Annotated in this window: 25 protein-coding genes; 6 read left to right on the top strand and 19 right to left on the bottom strand. The window is 41.9% G+C overall.

Features of this window, described 5'->3' with window-relative positions; genetic code table 11:
- The first annotated feature begins 50 nt into the window (after positions 1–50).
- From WKK05_RS13440 to WKK05_RS13430, 3 genes are all read left to right on the top strand, one after another.
- Positions 51–1,105 (top strand): IS630 family transposase gene (locus WKK05_RS13440; protein WP_341525019.1). Its coding sequence is split into 2 segments (ribosomal slippage): positions 51–443 and positions 446–1,105, totalling 1,053 coding nucleotides; the frame shifts between segments, so codons are not numbered across the junction.
- Between the two features lie 27 nt (positions 1,106–1,132).
- Entirely contained in the window at positions 1,133–2,104 is a 972-nt protein-coding gene (locus tag WKK05_RS13435) for a response regulator (protein WP_341530169.1), read from the top strand.
- A gap of 541 nt (positions 2,105–2,645) precedes the next feature.
- Positions 2,646–2,819: a hypothetical protein gene (locus WKK05_RS13430; protein ID WP_341530168.1), complete on the top strand. Its 174-nt coding sequence runs from the start codon at positions 2,646–2,648 to the stop codon at positions 2,817–2,819.
- A gap of 240 nt (positions 2,820–3,059) precedes the next feature.
- On the opposite strand, the gene WKK05_RS13425 is transcribed toward WKK05_RS13430, so the two are convergent.
- Both WKK05_RS13425 and WKK05_RS13420 read right to left on the bottom strand, forming a co-directional pair.
- Entirely contained in the window at positions 3,060–4,031 is a 972-nt protein-coding gene (locus WKK05_RS13425; RefSeq protein ID WP_341530167.1) for a fatty acid desaturase, read from the bottom strand.
- 7 nt (positions 4,032–4,038) lie between these two features.
- Complete coding sequence (locus WKK05_RS13420; RefSeq protein ID WP_341530166.1) at positions 4,039–4,815, bottom strand: hypothetical protein; 777 nt, start codon at positions 4,813–4,815, stop codon at positions 4,039–4,041.
- Between the two features lie 412 nt (positions 4,816–5,227).
- Between WKK05_RS13420 and WKK05_RS13415 the strand changes: the two genes are divergently transcribed.
- The gene (locus tag WKK05_RS13415; RefSeq protein WP_341530165.1) at positions 5,228–5,479 is read left to right on the top strand and encodes a hypothetical protein; all 252 of its coding nucleotides are present in this window, start codon (positions 5,228–5,230) and stop codon (positions 5,477–5,479) included.
- A gap of 191 nt (positions 5,480–5,670) precedes the next feature.
- On the opposite strand, the gene WKK05_RS13410 is transcribed toward WKK05_RS13415, so the two are convergent.
- The 3 genes from WKK05_RS13410 to WKK05_RS13400 all read right to left on the bottom strand — a co-directional run bounded on the left by WKK05_RS13410 (position 5,671) and on the right by WKK05_RS13400 (position 7,452).
- Positions 5,671–5,895 (bottom strand): hypothetical protein, encoded by a 225-nt coding sequence (locus WKK05_RS13410; protein ID WP_341530164.1) that lies wholly within the window; start codon positions 5,893–5,895, stop codon positions 5,671–5,673.
- Positions 5,896–6,331: 436 nt separating this feature from the next.
- Entirely contained in the window at positions 6,332–6,574 is a 243-nt protein-coding gene (locus tag WKK05_RS13405) for a hypothetical protein (RefSeq protein ID WP_341530163.1), read from the bottom strand.
- Positions 6,568–7,452 (bottom strand): hypothetical protein, encoded by an 885-nt coding sequence (locus tag WKK05_RS13400; RefSeq protein WP_341530162.1) that lies wholly within the window; start codon positions 7,450–7,452, stop codon positions 6,568–6,570. The genes WKK05_RS13405 and WKK05_RS13400 overlap by 7 nt, the downstream gene beginning before the upstream one ends.
- A 287-nt stretch (positions 7,453–7,739) precedes the next feature.
- Here WKK05_RS13400 and WKK05_RS13395 point away from each other — a divergent pair, with 287 nt between their 5' ends.
- Complete coding sequence (locus WKK05_RS13395) at positions 7,740–7,958, top strand: hypothetical protein (RefSeq protein WP_341530161.1); 219 nt, start codon at positions 7,740–7,742, stop codon at positions 7,956–7,958.
- 100 nt (positions 7,959–8,058) lie between these two features.
- Here WKK05_RS13395 and WKK05_RS13390 read toward each other — a convergent pair whose 3' ends face one another.
- From WKK05_RS13390 to WKK05_RS13325, 14 genes are all read right to left on the bottom strand, one after another.
- On the bottom strand, positions 8,059–10,062 hold the full coding sequence (locus WKK05_RS13390) for a plasmid replication protein, CyRepA1 family (protein WP_341531082.1): 2,004 nt from the start codon (positions 10,060–10,062) through the stop codon (positions 8,059–8,061).
- Positions 9,953–11,569, bottom strand: coding sequence for a DUF3854 domain-containing protein (locus WKK05_RS13385; RefSeq protein ID WP_341530160.1), 1,617 nt, complete (start codon positions 11,567–11,569; stop codon positions 9,953–9,955). The genes WKK05_RS13390 and WKK05_RS13385 overlap by 110 nt, the downstream gene beginning before the upstream one ends.
- 151 nt (positions 11,570–11,720) lie before the next feature.
- Entirely contained in the window at positions 11,721–12,239 is a 519-nt protein-coding gene (locus WKK05_RS13380; RefSeq protein WP_341530159.1) for a hypothetical protein, read from the bottom strand.
- 177 nt (positions 12,240–12,416) lie between these two features.
- The gene (locus tag WKK05_RS13375) at positions 12,417–13,013 is read right to left on the bottom strand and encodes an alpha-ketoglutarate-dependent dioxygenase AlkB (RefSeq protein WP_341530158.1); all 597 of its coding nucleotides are present in this window, start codon (positions 13,011–13,013) and stop codon (positions 12,417–12,419) included.
- Positions 13,014–13,158: 145 nt separating this feature from the next.
- On the bottom strand, positions 13,159–13,917 hold the full coding sequence (locus WKK05_RS13370; protein WP_341530157.1) for a hypothetical protein: 759 nt from the start codon (positions 13,915–13,917) through the stop codon (positions 13,159–13,161).
- Between the two features lie 94 nt (positions 13,918–14,011).
- A complete protein-coding gene (locus WKK05_RS13365; RefSeq protein WP_341530156.1) occupies positions 14,012–14,251 on the bottom strand; it encodes a hypothetical protein in 240 nt (79 codons plus the stop codon).
- Between the two features lie 35 nt (positions 14,252–14,286).
- Positions 14,287–14,745 (bottom strand): DUF1392 family protein, encoded by a 459-nt coding sequence (locus WKK05_RS13360; protein ID WP_341530155.1) that lies wholly within the window; start codon positions 14,743–14,745, stop codon positions 14,287–14,289.
- On the bottom strand, positions 14,742–15,140 hold the full coding sequence (locus tag WKK05_RS13355) for a helix-turn-helix domain-containing protein (protein ID WP_341530154.1): 399 nt from the start codon (positions 15,138–15,140) through the stop codon (positions 14,742–14,744). The genes WKK05_RS13360 and WKK05_RS13355 overlap by 4 nt, the downstream gene beginning before the upstream one ends.
- An 18-nt stretch (positions 15,141–15,158) precedes the next feature.
- Complete coding sequence (locus tag WKK05_RS13350) at positions 15,159–15,374, bottom strand: hypothetical protein (protein WP_341530153.1); 216 nt, start codon at positions 15,372–15,374, stop codon at positions 15,159–15,161.
- Between the two features lie 83 nt (positions 15,375–15,457).
- Entirely contained in the window at positions 15,458–16,288 is an 831-nt protein-coding gene (locus WKK05_RS13345) for a hypothetical protein (protein WP_341530152.1), read from the bottom strand.
- 96 nt (positions 16,289–16,384) lie between these two features.
- A complete protein-coding gene (locus WKK05_RS13340; RefSeq protein WP_341530151.1) occupies positions 16,385–16,573 on the bottom strand; it encodes a hypothetical protein in 189 nt (62 codons plus the stop codon).
- Between the two features lie 30 nt (positions 16,574–16,603).
- Positions 16,604–16,801 carry a hypothetical protein gene (locus WKK05_RS13335; protein WP_341530150.1) on the bottom strand — a complete coding sequence of 66 codons (198 nt, stop codon included), beginning with the start codon at positions 16,799–16,801 and terminating at the stop codon, positions 16,604–16,606.
- Complete coding sequence (locus WKK05_RS13330; protein WP_341530149.1) at positions 16,794–17,120, bottom strand: hypothetical protein; 327 nt, start codon at positions 17,118–17,120, stop codon at positions 16,794–16,796. The genes WKK05_RS13335 and WKK05_RS13330 overlap by 8 nt, the downstream gene beginning before the upstream one ends.
- Positions 17,121–17,258: 138 nt before the next feature.
- Entirely contained in the window at positions 17,259–18,428 is a 1,170-nt protein-coding gene (locus WKK05_RS13325; protein ID WP_341530148.1) for a hypothetical protein, read from the bottom strand.
- 165 nt (positions 18,429–18,593) lie between these two features.
- Here WKK05_RS13325 and WKK05_RS13320 point away from each other — a divergent pair, with 165 nt between their 5' ends.
- Positions 18,594–18,848 (top strand): helix-turn-helix transcriptional regulator, encoded by a 255-nt coding sequence (locus WKK05_RS13320; protein ID WP_341530147.1) that lies wholly within the window; start codon positions 18,594–18,596, stop codon positions 18,846–18,848.
- The last annotated feature ends 55 nt before the right edge of the window (positions 18,849–18,903 follow it).

Here is an 18,903-nt window from a genome sequence, read left to right as displayed (position 1 = left end):
TATGTTAAGATATGTAAAGACTGATAATGCATCTACAAGGTAGTTGGTGTATGGGTGCGCGTTTAAGGGTATTTCTGACTCCTGAGCAAGACCAAACTTTACTAAATCTGAGAAAACAGGATGTACCACAGAAAGTCAAAGACAGGGCGGAAATAATCAGGCTAAATGCACATGGTTGGTATGTAGAGAAGATAGCAGATCACTTTGATTGTCACAAAAAAACAGTCACAAAAGTTTTGCATCAATGGCAAAAACTGGGCACAGAAGGGCTTTGGGAATCTCCTGGGCGAGGGGGGAAACCAAAGTGGCTTGAGGATGACATGATATTTTTAGAAGAATGCCTCAGAAACGAGCCACGCACATACAATAGTTCTCAGTTAGCTTTGAAGTTGAAAACAGAACGCAACGTTGAGATGAGTGCCGACAGATTAAGACGGGTACTCAAAAAAAGGGGGTCGATTGGAAACGGACAAGGAAAAGCCATAAAGGAAAACAAGACCCAGTAGCACGAGCAAACAAGCAAGCAGACCTAGACATGTTGGAATTAGCTGCTGCCACTGGTGAAATAGACCTGAAATACCTAGACGAGTCAGGGTTCTGTATGTGGAGCGAACCTAGTTATACATATTACTTTAGAGGTGAGCAAAAACGGTTAGAACAGACTAAACGCCGTGGTCGCAGATTAAGTATTATCGGGCTTCTCCAACCTTTAATCAGTTTTGTTTACGGTTTAGTTATCGGTGGTGTTGACCGTAAATCTTATATAGAAATGATGGAGAAAGAAGCCAAACAAGCCCAAGAAACTGGACGTATCAGCGTGATTGTGCAAGATAACGGGCCAATACATCGCTGCCAAGAAGTTCAACAATTGTGGAAAAAATGGGAAAGTCAGGGTTTGTACATCTTTTTTCTCCCGAAATATTGCTCAGAAATGAATCCAATTGAATTGGAATGGCAACATCTCAAGAAAGATGAGTTATCCGGGCAAGCATTTGATGATGAGCTAGATCTCGCTTACGCCGTCATCAATGGTGTTCAAGCTAGAGGAAAAAAAAACAATCACAACACACATCGTGTAAAATTTAGCTCTAGATTATCAACTTAAGATTTTGTTACATAGTAGAAAATTTCGGTGCCTACCTACTTAGATGAATTATTAGCAGTAGAAGATAACGGACAACAGAAAATCCACTTTGAAGTTGAAGATACTGGTGTTGGTATTAACCCTCATGAGTTAGAGCAGCTATTTGAAGCCTTTGTACAAACTCAAACTGGTATTCAATCGCAACAAAGGACTGGTTTAGGATTGGCGATCGCTCGCTCATTTGTACAATTGATGGGAGGTGACATTACTGTTAGTTCTTCTGTGGGATATGGCAGTATCTTCAAGTTTGATATTTGTGTATCTTCAGTTGAAACTCCCCAAAGCCAAGCACCACAATCAACTCGTCGCGTTTTGGCTCTACAACCAAATCAGCCTCACTATCGGCTTTTAATTGTGGATGACCTGCCTGAAGGTCGCCAACTACTGATGAAATTGCTTTCTGGTTTTGGTTTTGAACTGCAACAAGCAACTGATGGTCAACAAGCAATTGAAGTTTGGCAAAAATTCTCGCCGCACTTAATATTTATGGATATGCGGCTACCAGTACTGAATGGGCTGGAAGCTACAAAACGTATTAAATGCACTACCGCTGGTATTGCTACAAAAATTGTAGCTGTGACTGCCTCGTCTTTAGAGTCAGAGCGGGCTGCAATCCTAGCTGCTGGTTGTGATGACTATATCCGTAAGCCATTCCAAGAGGCTGATATTTTTGATACTATATCTCAGCATCTTGGTGTGCGCTATATCTATAATGAAGCAGTTAACACACCACCTGCGGATCAAAATAAGCCATATATCTTAACTCCTACTGCTCTAAGTGTCCTGGGGGCTGATTTAGTTGAACAGTTGCATTCTTCTGCTATCCGGGTAGATGGCAAGCAAATTCTGAAAATCATCGAGCAAATTTCCCATAATCATGCTGACATCGCCTCAAGCCTTACTGATCTGGTTGATAACTTTTGTTTTGAAGAAATTGTCACTTTAACTCGACTAGACTAGAGCAATCCTCTCCAGCATTAAGAATGCCCAGTCCGGATTTGTGATCAGCTAAATTTTGTGCTTGCTTGCGCTCGCCACCTATCTGCAATCTCTATAGGCACAAACCCGTAATCAAACTTGGCTTTTCACGGTATGCCACCTTCCCACGCTTGGGGGGTAGAGCATTTTATGACTTGTTAGTGCTTTGTTAAACCACACTGTGCTTTTTTAATGAACTGATGACAGATGTAATGGTCTTTCCATGACATCTATAAGATGTGCATAGATACCTGTTTTCTGTAAATTAAGTCTATCGAGCTAAAGGACACATTAACTTCAAATTTAAATCAAAAGCCGAAAAATTAACTTATAGCAAGTCATGAAAACAACCTTGACTTTTTGAAATAAGAATGATTTCTGAGTAAGCTTTTTAAATAGGAAATTGTAAAAGTTGTTTTTTGACAGACACTTAAATTGCTGAAGTAATTTCATCTAAAACCTTTGGAACAGTTTGCCACGACTGCCTCTTTAGATACTTTCAATTGATTTTAGGAGGGGAAACATGGCTCAAGTATTATGCCTTTTAGAAAAGTATTTTCGGAACAACGTTGTCATCTATATTGCTCTGTGCTTACTATTATTTATGCCCTCAATGGCTCTAGCCCAAGATGACAATAATCTTAACGATCCTCCACCGCAGACTTCAGGTATTTCGGGCGGTTCTAGACTGAAGTAGCTTAGAAAAGGAGTCAGAATACAGAATTAGATTCATATAATGAATACACTTTATTTAAAGTTGATAGTAATGTAGATGGCGAGCCAACTCATTTATTAAAAATGGATTGCCCTAGCACCGAAATAATTCATATATTGCGAATTCATATATTGCGAGTACCACTCTTAGTGCCATTCGTTTCTTAACCTTCGTTGTGTTCAAGAGTAATTTAGATGCGTTTGTCCTGGGTTTAACCCATGATCATTTTCTAATGTAGGCTTGAAAGACATCTCTAAAAGAAACCGCTCGACGCTTGATTAGCCAGGAAAATTCGTTGACATTTTCTTCACCCAATTCAGGTGCATATTTCTGCATTTGTTTTTGAACTTCAGGTAACTCATACCAGGGAATCCAGGGAAAGAAATGATGAGCAGTGTGCAAATTGAAGTTTAACAAGACACAACTAGACCAGAAAGTGATTGAACGGCATGAATGGGTGATGGAATCTTGCTCCCACAGAGGACGAGGTTGGGGCGTATCATAAAGCTCCGTATCTGCGTGGTGAGGCAAATTAGCCATATCTTCTACAAAAAGAAGCATAATCCAGGCAGGGAAAAACCAACTGATAAAAAATGCGAGAAAGCCAAATAAGCCCAAAACTACAAAAAACAAAAAGTAAAATGCCAAGTAGTAAACTTGATAAACAATCTCTTTTTTATGGGCTTTTGTGCGCTCACCTCTAAACCATTGTACAAAGGGCTTAATCCAAAGTGCAATGCGTTCATTGACAGTTAATACAGGAATACAAAGCTTCCACAAGAAATTTATTATTTCCAGTGTTGAATTAGAAGCATTGGATAAGCGATTGATCAGACGCTGATTAGGAGGATCATTGATATTACCTGCCCAAATATGGTGATGTAGATGAGACTGGCGACGAGGCAAAAAAGGGAGTGCAATGATTAAACTAAGAATATGTCCTAGTATTTCATTATGTGTACGGTCTTTAAAAACAGCATTATGAACTGTTTCATGGTGGATGATGTAAAAATGAGTCAAAACGATGACCATGATAATTTGGCTAAACGCCCAGGTAAGCAATGTAGACACTTGTGCTAAATACCCAGAAGTTATGATTAATAGTCCATCCAGCGATAAGATAACTAAAGTAGGACAAGCAGGGTAGGGCTTGTTTATCTCCAAACGAATTTGTTTCCAAGTTGTTTTAAGCATGATTGATTTAATACTGTTGTGAGTTGTTAATTTGTGTGAAATAGGACATATTTAAATCTTCAGCAAGAACTTTATAAAAACCAGGACTGCTACGCAACCAATACTTGTTATATGTATTAACAAGAGCCGCGCAGTTTTCATAATTTATTGTTACTTCTGGACATGGGATAACAGTGATACCTAAAGCTTCGCTAATTTTGACAATGTATCGAGGTAGTATTGCCCATGTTTGAGAGCGATAATATTTTTCTCTAGCAATTTGGATGGCATCTCGCGTTAATTGATTGAGAATAAGACTGGATAATTGAATTTTTTTAGATATTCCATTTTTCGAAAATGGAGTAACTGCAAATCTCGTTAATTCAGCCGTTTCTTTAATGTTAAATCCGGCAAAATTGTAGTTTGCCCAACCATTTATAGGCGAGAATAAACTCATAGCTTCTATAGGCATTAATCTTAGTGATTGAGCTTGCTCTGAAGCGAGAACAAGCCTTACTGTTCCTAATGGTTCTACTCTTCCTGTATCTGGGTTATATCCAGACAAAAGTAATATTTTTGATAAACCATGAGTATAATATTCATCCTGACATAGTTCTTGGTAAATATGCTCAAAGTTCATGTCTTGGGAAGAAAGTCTTGCATAACCTTTTGCAACCATAAGGAAAGCAAGATGTAGTTTGTCTTGGTTATCTGTAATGTCTTCAGTATAAAAAGATTCGAGAACTTCTCTCTCTAAACTATACCAGCTACTTTTTGTTTCTTTAATGCTGATTATCGCGACCATTTCTTGATTTCTCCTATTAATTACATTGAAGATAAATTTGAGTTTCTAAGTTAATATTTTTTGACCATGACATTTATCATTTCACAGTCTTGATTTGCGACAATGGATAGTAGAATATACTCTCCTTTTGAAATTCCAGCATATTAAATTCCCGAGCATTTGCTCTATTAAATACGAGGGAGTTTTTTCTGAAAGGGTAGATATAAGTTTATTGGGACATTCTGTTGATAATTTAAAATACGTTGTCTTGCTCTGGTTTAAACTTCAATATCAGTAAAATACTTTTAATCAAACTAGAATTTCTACATCATTTGAGGAAAAGTGCTTTCCAAGTTAGGAAAATATTTGGTTAAACACCTGTTCAGGAATCATGTGACTATCTGAATAACTCAATAGTCAAATTTCAACTTTGATGAGCAATGCTATAAATGCGACGGATAAGAGTCGCTTGCGCTTACAATTGGTGAAGAGATTTGAGCATATCCTTTCATTGATACAGGTTTTGTTCACCCCTTTTAGTATTCAAGGAGTGATTGGACTGGATCAAAAAAATGTTAAACCAAGTACTTCGTTGCCCCAGAGAATTAAGACGCAAGAAGTGGTTGAATATCTGCCAAAGCCAGTCTCCAAGCTAGATTTATCGCCTTTTCTTCTACCTTCTTGACAGAAATGCAATTACCTTAGCCTCTCACTGATGATTACAGTCTGATGGGAGAAGCTCCTCTCATGACTAAGCCATGCTAATGAAAACAGAAATGTTAAGCGATACTCCCTAAGATATTGAGGGCGTATACAAAGTCAAACATCATTTTCTTTCTCGTGACAATAAACTGGTTTATCCTAACCTTGGCAAGTTCACCCCATCCATTGCACCCAATCGGGGGCATCTACAAGCAACTGAGCAAATCTGTCTGGACTGACCTCCTCGAACTCCAGCATCACGCCCCAACGTTGATCCGAAGTGAGCGTACTGAGCAGTTCTTTTACTGAATCTATGCCGTGTTCTACCCGTGCAATTGCCAGTCGAGCATAGTACCCTATCCGACCACTGATTACTGAGATTTGCTTGTCCGTCCACACCCTCCCCAATTATTACTTTCATCTTTAACAGCCAAGAAACCTCTTCGCCCAACAGTTACACTCAATCTGTTACCCGTGAAGTTTTAGCGAGTGGTTATCCGACTGAAGATCAAAAGCAGATTCTTGAGCTTGTACGTTATACCATCGCACCAAGAGCGAAACGACCTACTCATACTCATCCGGGAATGCGGATTGAACGAGTAGAAGCGGGAACTTTTACTTATACTTTTGTGGCAACACTTTTTGGTTAAGGGGAAAATTTTCTGAAACCTAGATCAATTGGTCAACAGGTTCAACATGAATTAGCTCAATTATCTTCTCCGGTAATCTCCCCTTTGACAAGTTATGATTTCATCCTTGAAGCTTTCTTCCACCAAGCTTTATTCTATGCAGATTTATAGAGAATTGGTATTAGCTTTAATCTAAAATAGCCAAGCTAATTATTGTTTTGACAATTCTCTAATGAATCCCACCTGCCTATGCCATTGTAACTCGAAGTCGGCTGTATACCCATTTTCTGAGCAGCTTTAGCTAGTTCGATTGTCCCTTCTTCTTGCGCTTCTGGTAGAGTTCTCCACGAAACATCAATAACATTATGAGCTTGATTAAGTAATTCCAACCCACGACAATAAGGAACAGCGGTGTTTTGTTGTGCATATTTTTCTTGCTTACTTACCAACGCGATGCCTTGAGTAGAATATCAAGTCCATCATTAAAATTTTGAGCAGGAATTTGTTTTGCTCCTTTGAAATCTTCCAAGCGAGAAATACTAAATTGAGCAGAAGAATCTTTACTATTCCAAGTTTCGTAAACAAATAGTTTGCCTACGTAAACATTTACTTTCAGCCCATTGGAGCCAGTAACATCCTTGTGCTTTAGGAACTTAGATTGTATGAAATCATTTTTAATTTGCTCACCATAGATTGTTTGGATCAGTTGTAGTCCTTGCGAATGGCTTGGTGTAAAGGCAAGCGGGCGACGAATACTGCTATAGTCTCTGTAGTCAATTGTTTGGCTAGTAACAATTCCATTGGAGTCAGTAAAGACCTCGAAGGCGATGTATGAAGCAGACAAGCCTGCTTTTTGACCGAGATTGATAACGCTTTTGTAATTGGGATATCCCTGCTCAAGCTTTTCTACTGATTGCAAAGGAAGCAAAAAACTGTGCTTGCTAGCCCATTGTCGCACTTGCTCAATGGTCTGGCCTGGTAGACCGGATAAGGTCTTGTTTGGAGATTGTTGGAGTTGCTTGACTTCACGAACATACGCTTGACGAGTGCGACGATTAAATAAGCAAAGAAATTGCCCAACTTGATTGTTCATATCTGGCTGTGAATAGTTGCCACGAATAAGCAGAGCATCATAGCCAACTTCATCACCAAATCGGAAAATACTACCAACGGGTTGGGCATTCTGTAAATTACTGGCATTTAGACAACTAGTATTTACTTGTTGGTAGTGTTTTTCCAAAGCATCTGGGGAAGAAGCTTCTGCTGTTGTTGCTGTTGCTAACAGCCCTCCAAGCATGAGAGTAAATAATACTTTGGTTTGATTCATATTAACCTCCAATTTTATTGAGAGTGGATCAGTCAAAACTTTAAAATATAAGCATTAGCAACAAATCTGTGCAAATAATATCAACTGATTTCTTACTACCTTTTGTCTGCCATACTTCTTGCTTACCTGACAATTCAAATAATAATTTGAACTCAGTTTTATAACATCGTTATAAATGGAAGTTACATTTCCAATTTTGGAAATAGAAGTGGAAGAAAGCTTTTTAACCATTGTTGGACATGGATAATAGTTAAACCATGTTTTTTTCAAGGGCAAGGTGATAGAGATTGTTTGCCCCAAACTCAGAACTTGCACAATCACCGGCTCACAGTAATGGTTTTGATGGAACAGTGAACTACTCGCTCCCTACACCGCCACTTTCCCGGGAGCACACCACACACAGACCCATACCCGCCTCCAAAATTACCACTGCCCCAGAGACTCATTCCGGTAAGGCTTACCGTCAGGAATTGGCAGCAGAATTTGTCAACGCTCGTCAGCGGTGATAAGAAGTTTGACTTGTAATGAGGGTGTAGCTATATCGTTGGTGGCAGACACACCTCGCAAGCAATAGTTTATTGCTCTAGTACTAAACTTGGGTGTAAATTAAACCATCCACTCCACCCACTGCGGGGCATCTACAAGCAACTGAGTAAATTTCTCTGGGCTGACCTCCTCGAACTCCAGCATCACGCCCCAACGCTGATCACTCGTGAGCGTACTGAGCAGTTCTTTTACCGAATCTATGCCGTGTTCTACACGTTCAACTGCCAGCCGAGCATAGTATTTTACTCTATCCCACCACTGATTACTGAGATTTTGCTGTCCGTCCATACCCCCCCAATTATTACTTCCATCTTTATTAGCGGGGGGTATGGACGAGAGATTAGATGACGGTCTATCTACTTCAATACCATACTGAGCCTGCATCGTAGCAGCATAAGCAGCGTGACGCTCTTGCTCCTCTTGCCGTTTGATTTCCCTCTCCTCCCGCTGCTTTTGGCGGTACTGCAACACCTGTTGAGCAAACACCACATCCTCAGTATTAAGGCTGTAATACCTAACCCGTTTTCCATCTTTCACAGGCCGCCGCGATTCGGTAGATAGTCCCAGTTGCTCTAAATACTGCCCCAAAATCCACATCGGTGACTCGTCAAGCGGTATGGTGAGATTTAAGATACCCTTGATGTGCGATGCATTGCGTTTCGAGAAATCCGCGATCGCTTGAAGAACTGGCTCAGTCCCCGTCACCTCAATCCCGGCGAACAAATCCATCAACACTGGCCTCAACCCCAGTCGGTGACGCATGAGCCAGGATGTAGAATAATTGCCCCAGTCCGTGCAGATGGCAAGGCGAGCGCGTTCTGCTCTATCCCTATCGGCCACAACATTGGGCGGTGAAACAAACTCTCTTTCCTGGTCATCAGTGAAAATTCCCCCTAGCTGTGCAAGTAAGCCTTCGAGTGCGATAATCTTCTTTATCAACCGCCCTCCATCATCTTTCTCCACCAGCTCAGGAGTAACAGTCATCCCGTAGGTGTCCTGAATACGAAACTTCTCACATTCTAAAACTTCCTCCGGCTTGAGGTAATCTTGATTTTGTCTGCTGTCATAAGTCCTTCTATCAATATCTTTGGCGCTGGCAACTTTAGTACAATGCTCCCAAGAGAGGACATCGCCAGCTGCCTTGATCCAACGAGCAGCCCCATCATCGCTACCGTCTCCAGCAGGAATAATAGTATTGCCCATTTCCTCCAGGAGCGATCGCAGATCAGCTCGTAAATTATTGATAGACCAATTGCGCTGTGCTTCAATTTGACAGCTGGTATCCAACATCCAGTCTTTCTCTGCCCCACGCTTACCTGTTTCTTTGTCGATGCGAATCAGAAAAGCAGTCATCTCGTTTTTCTGAAGGATTTTCTCCTTGATGCGTTGGGGGTTAGTTTCAGCATAACCAAAGGGAGGACGAGGGGCCACCCAAACATACATCGGCACATTGGGACGAACTCGCCATAATTGCTGGGCGCATTCAGTTGCAGATTGGGAAACAGCGTGAAACACACCAAAAATAGCATCAAAATGCTCAGTCGAGATATCTACACCTGTGCCGAGACTGGGAGTAACAAGCAGTGCGTCGATATCCTTAATTGCAGTGTTAATCTCGCGAATGAAGACGATATTCTCATCACTGCCACTATTTTCCGAATGGATAGTCCAGACTCTGAGCTTTCGGTCTTCTTCTGGTTCCGGTGTGTCATCATTGTGTATTGTTGTCTTACCGTTTAAGGCACGTTCTAGTTTCTTGATGAAGCGCTTACTATCACTGACTATCATCAACTTCTTGCCCAATATGAGTTGGACGTGTAATTCTGCAACCAATGCACTGCTGTTGTGACCTTCATACCAGTAAACCTGACGACCACCCGAACGATACTCATTTTTGATGATGTATGGTTTTTCTCCCGCTGGTCGCATTTTCATAAAAAACTCGATGGTAATATCATCGAGGTGAGCATCTGCTAAGACTACCAGCTTGGCGTTGTAGACGAGATACTCCAACACCTCCAGGATAGCCCCGCGGTGTTCCTTGCAAGTTTTGGACTTGAGCAAGTGGACAAGATACTGGCAGGCTTCGTCTATGAAGTAAGATGTCATAAGCCTGTAAATTATTCGCCATTTTATACAACGAGTCTACAGTAATACTCAGTGCTTTAGCTTTTGCCCAGTCCTTGGAAGACATCGCCGAATACATGGCAGTTTGCAGGCGATCGCTCAAATTTTTGAGCAGGTTAACGCGATGCCCATTGTTCAAAAAGCTCAAGTCTGGATTATCTCTTCTCATCTGAGACATGATTTCGGTCTTGCCAGTACCCATATCGGAAACTAGACAAACAACTCCAGATTCGGGCAGAGAACGAACTACCTCTGAAAGATAGCGGCTATTAACTACGATGTTGGGCTTATATTTGTTAAGTCCCCGGAAGCGATGGGTGAAGAATGTTTTCTGGTACTCGTTAATGGAGAGAGCATCATCAATCATCGCGGTGACGGCTTTTTCGGCTTTTTTCCCCAGAGCCACTACCCAATCGTCAATCCCCTTCTCTGGCCCTGGCAGTACTGCGACTGAACATTGGCAAGAAAGATGTAGGATAACTCTAGCAGTCCGACGTGTGGCTTGGAAAATTTGCTGTTTGGTTTTGGGTTTGGTTTCGTAGTCAAAGAGAATGACGAACTTACGGTCTTGTTGCGCCATTGGCACTAAATCAGGATGGAGTCGTTCTAAGTCTTCTTTGCCGACTCGCCCGTTCCAAATTCCAGGGAGTGCGATGGCAGCAAATCCCAAAGTCAGCAAACAGCCACTTTTCTTTTCGCCCTCCGTAAGAATTACAGGGATTTCGGGATGTGCCATCACCCAAGCCCAGAATCCTAATGCTTCACCTTCTTGTGTGACAGTGATGTGTTCTGGCATTGGTACGTCATACCTCAACGAGACCAATTTCCAAATGTGTAAGGGTACTCTCAGATATGTGACACGGGTTGGGGTTTTGGGGGGCGATTCATATTTAACTGATTTTTGAGTATAGCTTTGAGTTTCACTATCCCATTCAAGCCGGGGATTGTCGGGTTTGATACGTCCCCACTCCATTGGTTTCCAGTTGTTATGAGGATCTAGTCCACCTACTCGCCATGCACTGTTGATGTGAGCGTATCGTCTCAAGTAGCCATCACGCAGTCGTCCGTCATTGCGTCGGGCGCTTTGGGGTAAGGCATACATTAGGTATTCGTATATTTCATCTCCCTCTATAGAATGGACATTGAGCGCGGTAATTGTGGGGTCAACGGCGGAGCCGATAACCCATTCATGCCAATGCTTTGGTGATAACTGACAATTGGGATATTGGTCTATGTCGATAATGTTTGTTTGATGACGAGTTCTATTGTGCTTAGGTAGTGGAGGTAAGCTGAGATGGTTTGTGAATTGGCGGTAGTGTACTGATAGAATCTCTTTTTCAAGATGTTCTATGATTTTTTCATTTGTGTTTGTATCGGGACTATCAGAGATTTTAGGTTTGCCGTAGTTGGGGTCTAACTGACGGCGACGTTTACTTTCTCCCATGATTTTTGACTCCTTTAAAGCGAGTGAAAATGGAGCGGATTAGCCTGGGGCAGGAGTATAAAAAGGTTTAGTTAGAAAAAACACGGAGTTGCAGAGGTTTGGAAGAGTAAAAAACTCCATACATATCCAAACCTCTGCTGCTTGTTCTGACCTAAATGCAATACAACCAGGACGAGTCGTTGTTACTATTGCTGATTGCAATAACTGGAATCAATTGATTTGATGGCTCAAAACTCCACGATTCGAGGGCATACTTAATCACACCACTGACCACCAAGCCTAAATCATCAGAGAAAACCCCACTTTGCAGTTGTTTTAAAGACAAAGTGGTAGCAGGAATATATCCCCAGTCGGTACAGTTTTCTCGACAGTTGTGTCTGTGAACAATCCATCCTTTACCATGTTCTTGTATTAAAGAAGTCATCGGATGCATGATTTGCTGTTGATGTTTGAGCAACTCTTGACGAGCATCATTTTGCTCTGATGGTGTGGGTAAAATTAGATGACGCTTTGTAAGTTCACGACCAGAATTTTTAGAATCGTAAACAGGCATAATCTCTAAGTCAGTTTGTTTGTTGAGAAACTCTCTTGTCATTCCTTTAAGACAATCAGGCATTTGAAGTTTGCCGAAGTTTGCATCTAACTGACGACGGCGTTTAGCTTCTCCCATATCTGACTCCTTTTCAATGAATACGATTGGTGGATGATGCAATGGTGAAACGCTATACCAAATCTCAGGAGGGCTAACGTTTCATGTGTAAGAACTTTCTTGTTCTAAATCCTGACTGATTCTTAGTAGTACAAATGAACTAAGTGAGGTCATTATACATGATTGGGAGAATCACAATTATTTACTCCCGATGTGCGGACGGAAGGTAAGATTAATCCGAGTGCCGACTACTTTGTTCGTCTTGGGAACCTGATGCAGATGCGTAGACTGACAGCCTGGATGCATCACAAGTAGACTCCCGTGTTCTAACCAGAAGTCCGTTGCTCTGCCTCCGATTGGTTTGATTTGGAATTTGCGACACGACCCCAGGCTGATTGATGCGATTGCCGGCTCCAATCCCATTGATGCTTCATTGTCAGCGTGCCACCCTATGGAATCCGCCCCCAAACGGTATTGGTTGCCGATAACAATGCGGAAGTTGTAGCCTGTAAGGGCAGTGATAGAGTCCCGTAACTCTTGCAGTTTTTCTGTCCAAGGGAGTGGTCGTAAAAACACACTGTTGGAGTAAAGATAGTTGCAGCCCTTATCGCCGTAAATACATTCGAGGCGTGGGACGGGCATAGTTTTACCGACCATCCTGATGTAATTCTGCTGCCACTCCAGTTTCAAACAGTGTTGGTAAAGTTCCGAGGCTTGCTGCCTTTCTAGGAAATCGGGATAGTAGGTGACGGGTAATACTGGGGCTGATTGTGGAAATAAATCAAGTTGTTGCATGGTAGTTTCCTCAAATTCATGCTTTTGGCGATGTATGGTTTTTAACCTTCTACTGTTAGACTGGTAAGAACGACTTATGACATAAAATTGCAACGCTCTTTAGGAGCTGCTTGGTAAGCCACTGTTCTGTATCGAGCGTTCGCTTTTATTTTTGTTCGGCTTTGAAAACTTCGACCAGAATACTTTCTGGATACAAACCGACTTGTCCAAAGCGTGGGTCACGAATGTGTTCTACCTTTATTCCTTTCTTGCGGCACAATGCGCTGGCTTTTTTACCTTTGCCACCCGCTTCTGCTAGAGATATTTCTAATCCCTGAAGTTTGGCGAAACCAACAATGCTGTACTTGTGACCACATGGACTGTTGAAACGGTCTTGTTCAACTTCAACCGCAGCAATTCTCACCAAGATTTCCGTCTGCTGCTGCTCTTGTTCCAGCAAACGCTGTTCTTGCAATGCCATCTGTTGTGCGATCGCAGCGAGTAATTGTATTTGGGTCATTGCCGGTTCGGTAGGTGCGGCGGGTTTGATCCAACCCAATTTGTCTTGAATCCATGCTCGAATACCGATGGTGTTAAATGAACGGCATATCAATCGGGCTTGTTTGGTGGAATATCTACCAGCATCGTAGGCGTAATATTCTAGGATAATTGCGATCGCCACGTCAGGGATGCCAAGGTTTCTCCACATAGTTAGTTCACCAGCCTCAAATCCTTGTGAGATAATGGTTTGGGCTAATTTAGTCGGTTTTAGTTCACCACCTTGGAGATGATTAATGATTGCAGTGTGGTCAACTCCAGCCAGTCTTGCAGTTGCTCGAACACTGGCTTTAGCTTGACCGAATTCATCAACTTCAATTTCTGACTTGATTTGTTCTATGATTTGTGCAATTTCGATTTGAGACATAATTTCTACTTGTGTGATTGGAGAGACTGGGGAGTAATTGTTCAAGGGAAGGAGAGATATAGTGCGAAATCTCTCCCTTGTGTATGCGGTCGTTTTACTTTTTGACCATTAGCCGTGGCTTTTTACCGACAAATTGGCTTGCGTGTTGCCGATTATGTTCAGCTAAGAGATTGGCGGCACAGGAGAGAAAATGCTGTTCGAGTTCACGGTTGAGTTTGCCTCCTGTAAGTTCAGCTAAGGTCTTCATTGCCTCCACCAAAGTATGCAGTCGTTCTTCAACAGGAGGTAAAGCCGGGGTAGTAATTGAAACGCTTTGGTTGAATGAGTAATTCATGTAGCAGTCCTAATAATTTCAAAACGGCGATCGCGCTAAAAAAGCATCCGTGCCAAATCCTTCTCTTGAACAAGAGCCAATCGATCATCGAGAGTGTTGACTTCTTCCAGCGCAGGGGGCATCCACTCGACGTAATAAAACCAAGACCTGTTAAGCAGTTGAATCCCCAGAATTAGCCGCTGCTTTGTCCGCTGATCATCAGAACGGAGTATTACGCGATCGCCGAGAACGAAAGCGGGTTTTTCAAGTGCAGCCAGTTGCATCTCCCCAGTGCCGATGATTTCGTGTTCTGTGGTGTAGATGATGTCGTCGTTGCAAACAATCGCATAAATCCATCTGTCGTGTTTCCACTTCACCCCACAGCAGTAGCCGAATGTCCTTGTAGTTCCGATGTAGACTCGTTCCAGTAAATTGACTTCAACTGGTGGAATGTAATAACCCCAAGGTGGTGAGATGTACCAGCAAAGAAAAGCCGTGTTAATGTGGTCAATCATGCTAATTCCCCTACCAAATACTCGATAGCATCTTTATCGATGGCAGCAATGCGATTCTTGATTCGTTGGGGTGGGTTTTGAAGAAATCGCTTCAAGTCTTTACTTTTGATTTGATAATATCTACCAGAGCGTCGAGTTGTACGAATCCAGCCCTTGTTGACCCAACTCCAAACAGTAGCGGAATTAAGTTGTAGAACTCTGGCTATTTCACAGCAATTGTAGTTATCAAGCACTGGACGTGCAGAGTATCCCAAGGAACGCAATTTATTTTGAATAGCTGATGTTGAGCGTTTGTATCCTCTCCTTTTGAGCCGATATGCGATTTGTTTTACACTGTAGAGACACGCCATTTCTTCTAAAGTTTCAAGTTCTTTATCTGTCCATTGGTTATTCATCTGTAAACCTCTAAAACTTTATAGAGATAATGAATTTGTAGAAAGCTGTGGCTTCAAAACTTGAGCGCTGATTGATTCAAAATTGACTTGGGATATATTCAAATCAGTCAGCATTTCCCCACTGTTGTATAAGTCGGTGATGTATTCTTTGATAGCAGGTTCATCAAGCCCATCAGGAATATCAATGTGTGCTTCACTACTAATCTTTTCAACAACTGTAACGACGACTTTCATCTAAATAATTCCTACGTGGTTAATGGATATTTGCAGAAGTCAGTGATTATAGTTATTGCTGACTTCTGCATTGATAAAATGTCTTACATCACACCAGCTTTTACTGTTTGCAAGTGTTGCATCCATGTTTTGACTGCTGTTAACTCATCAGCACTATTAGCCACAGCATCAATCACCTGCTTTTGATAAGAAGATTCCGCATAATTAGGATGCTCACACTTGTCCGATGCCCAAGCTAAGCACATCATTTTTATTAGCTCATCAATCTTTTCTTCAGGTAATGAGCTAGGAAGCTCAACGTCTTGAAATCGTAACCACTCTTTGACCAAATCCAACGGATAATCAAGTAAAGTGCGAATGTTTTTTACTCGTAAATCCTGTGGGTGGATTGGTTGAGGAACTACACTAAGTTTCGGCGTTGGTGGAATAGTTGAGGATGTGCCACCTAAAATAAATTGGATATCATGAATGATGTTTGCCCAATCGATATCTTTGCTCCACTCTCTCTTGATCCTGGTTTTAGTTGCTGCATCATAAAGATTGCAGAAAACTGTATTCTTTTCTCCAGCAGTAGCAGCAATAATTAGTGGTTTATCAAAATTTTGAATACATGATGCAGCCAGAAGAAAGCTTTTGGCAAAGTTGGTCTCTACCGAAGTTCTGATAACATAAAGTTCATCGGCGCTGACAACAATCTCAAGTTTGATATTATCCTTGCCTTGGAATTCTTTAGTTATCAATCGCAACTCTGACAAATACCCAGCCAATGCACGTTGAGTCACTGGTATTTTCTTATCTTGATTAATATCAAACTTGTACCAAACGTAAGATTCCCCATTTACTTCTCCCTGATTGACATACAAGTAAACTGGTTCAGGTGGATTGCAAAGACCTAGTTGAATTTCAGTGTTCATATTTTCTGAAGTGTTTAGTTGGTTGAGAAGGAAGTATTAACTTTCTATATGTAGCAATCACTCAAACAAGTAATGATTTGAGCGATCGCTTTTGTTCTAATCCGAGATATTGTTATATCTGCAATTCTCTTCTAGCTCGTGCTTGAGATAAGACAGTGCTGTTTGAGCATCCCCTATAGTTAGATCAGGATGATAGTCGAGAGCTTGGAAATCAGGGTGTACTGCAATCTCGTTCAGAATAAACTTTGCAGCATCGACTAATATATGTAGAGGAGGATGAGGCATTTTCAATTGCTCCTAAATCTTGTGTTCTACTCAAAACTCTTCAGGAATCTGCAATAAAAAACCGTGTCCTGTGTTCTGTACTTGCACCAGTTTTTTATCCAGAAGATACTGAATAATTGAATTAGTGAATTGAACACGGTGCAGAGGTGCTTTACCCCCACTTTTTTGCAGAGAACGCAATAGTCTGGCTGAAGTTCGCTCAACGTAGTTATCAACAGTTTTAGCCATTGGTAAAACCTCCAGTTAATATTGATAACTGTTGTTGCAGAATGGATATCTGACGATGGTAGAAGTCAATCTCTGCTGTGATTTGTATGAATAATTCTTGTGGAGATAGCTGTTGAATTTGATTCTCTTGTAAGTACGATATCTCGTCAGGATTTTTGTTAGGCATCATGGCATAACGCCAACCATCACCAAATTGTTCAGCCAGTTCTGTACCAGATGGATAGTAATAAAGTCCTAGAATCGTGCCTTGTTCTGTACGCTGTTCCAAAGCAAAGCGAGGGTAGCCCCAGTGTCGGGGAATGGATATTGTGGGTTGCATTATTGTGGTTGGTGAATGAAGGGACGAATTAGGCAAAGGAGCAATACCAATTCGCAATTTCCAATTCGCAAGTCGCAATTAAACTGCGAATTGCGTTAGCGTAGCGGGGCGCAGCCCATTGCGAGTTGCGAATTGCAATTACGCTGCTACAGGTTCATACTCCCGCAACCGTTGCCAGTCATGGGCGGTTAACTGCTCAAAGGGGAGGTCTAGCAATTGCTCACAGTTAGCCACTTCTGCATCGGTTAAGTCCTCCACCATCGACAGCCACCACACGGCATCCAATGCTGAGTCACAGGGAATGCGCTGCTGTGTTTCGTCTGTGGCGCGTGTGAACCACCACCTATCGTTAGTCTGCCCGACTTCGCCCAGCTTCACGTCGTTGTGGTATATGCCGTCATCCAAAATTTCAAAGCCGAATTTTTCACACTCGGTGAAAATCTGGGACATGATTTCGTTACCTGTGGTGTAAACTTCTTCTGGTAACTGCTCTTGTACTGGTAACGTGCCTTGCTGATACTGTTGCTTGATGTATTCGTAGCAAAGCGCGGGTGTAACGTCTCGGAAAATCTCTTGCCCGTTAATCATCACCCGCCAGTATAAATCTTCGTAGTTATCGTGGTCGAAGCTAATACTGGCTACCAAATAACTATCAGTATGATAATCACCAATATGTACTTCTTGGTCGTAGTACGAGATTTCTAAAAATGTCAGTTCTTGTACTTGTGGGATTGGTGGCGTATGGAGTGTGCCTTGCTGGTGCAATTCGCAATTCGCAGTTCGCAATTCGCAATTGTGAATTGAATCATTACAGGTGTAAGGTTTCTTACTTTTAGGTATGGCATTTAATTGCGAATTGCGACTTGGCAATTGCGAATTGTTTAGGTGCCAAGTTATGAAGCGATGGCATCTTGCCCAAGTGTTAGCACGGAATTTCTCTATACCATTTACCATGACTACCCAGCGTTGTGTTAAGTGGTCATCGTCATGGGTGATGCTGGCTATCAGTTGATTACCAGCGTAATATTCGTGATGGTCAAAAGAGATTTCTACAGGGGTGAGTGCTTCGGGTGCAACGGCTTGGGCTTGTCCTGCGATGTAGTCGTCGAGTTCGGCTTGAGCTAGGGCTTGTTCATTAGCGACTTTGTGAGTCTGAGCGGATTGATAATCAATAATGGCAGTAATCCAAGAATCTTTGCAGCGTTTGTCGCTAACCTCCACTGTGCAGCCGATTTCGCTGTAGATTTGCTTGAGACGGGCGATGGATTTCAGTTGCAGCTGTTGTTGGCTGTAGATTTGGTATGTCATGATGAGTAAAGTTCTTAACGGGACGGAAAGCGCTTCAGATTGGTCGTCGGGGCGCTTTCTTTATTTCTCAATTATAACGCTTCACGTTATACGTTGTCAACTATTCACGTGAAGCGTTATGATTTGCATATCAAGTTTCACGTGGTGCTTTAATAAGGAAGTGTTATGATTTCATCTCTAATGAAGGTTACGAAAACGATATCAATTGATGTCCCTGGACTAGGTGCAAAAATCAAGGAGGCTAGAGAAGCTGATTCGCGCTCACTTAAGGCAATTTGTGAGGCTGTCGGGATGTCTCAAATGAATTGGTATCGAATTGAAGAAGAAAAGCAATCTCTTCCTATAGAAACACTTTACAAAATTGAAGACGTTTTGGGTGTTAACTTTGGCGTCAACTTGGAAGGAGAGGGTAATGCGTAATTTTGTCACAGCCAATCCTCTTTCCCTTTACCTGTGTTTCATTAATGAGGCAATT

The sequence above is a fragment of the Nostoc sp. UHCC 0302 genome, assembly GCF_038096175.1.
Classification (GTDB): Bacteria; Cyanobacteriota; Cyanobacteriia; order Cyanobacteriales; family Nostocaceae; genus UHCC-0302.
The sequence above is the reverse complement of the archived record's forward strand: the minus strand, read 5'-3'. Positions and strand labels throughout refer to the sequence as shown.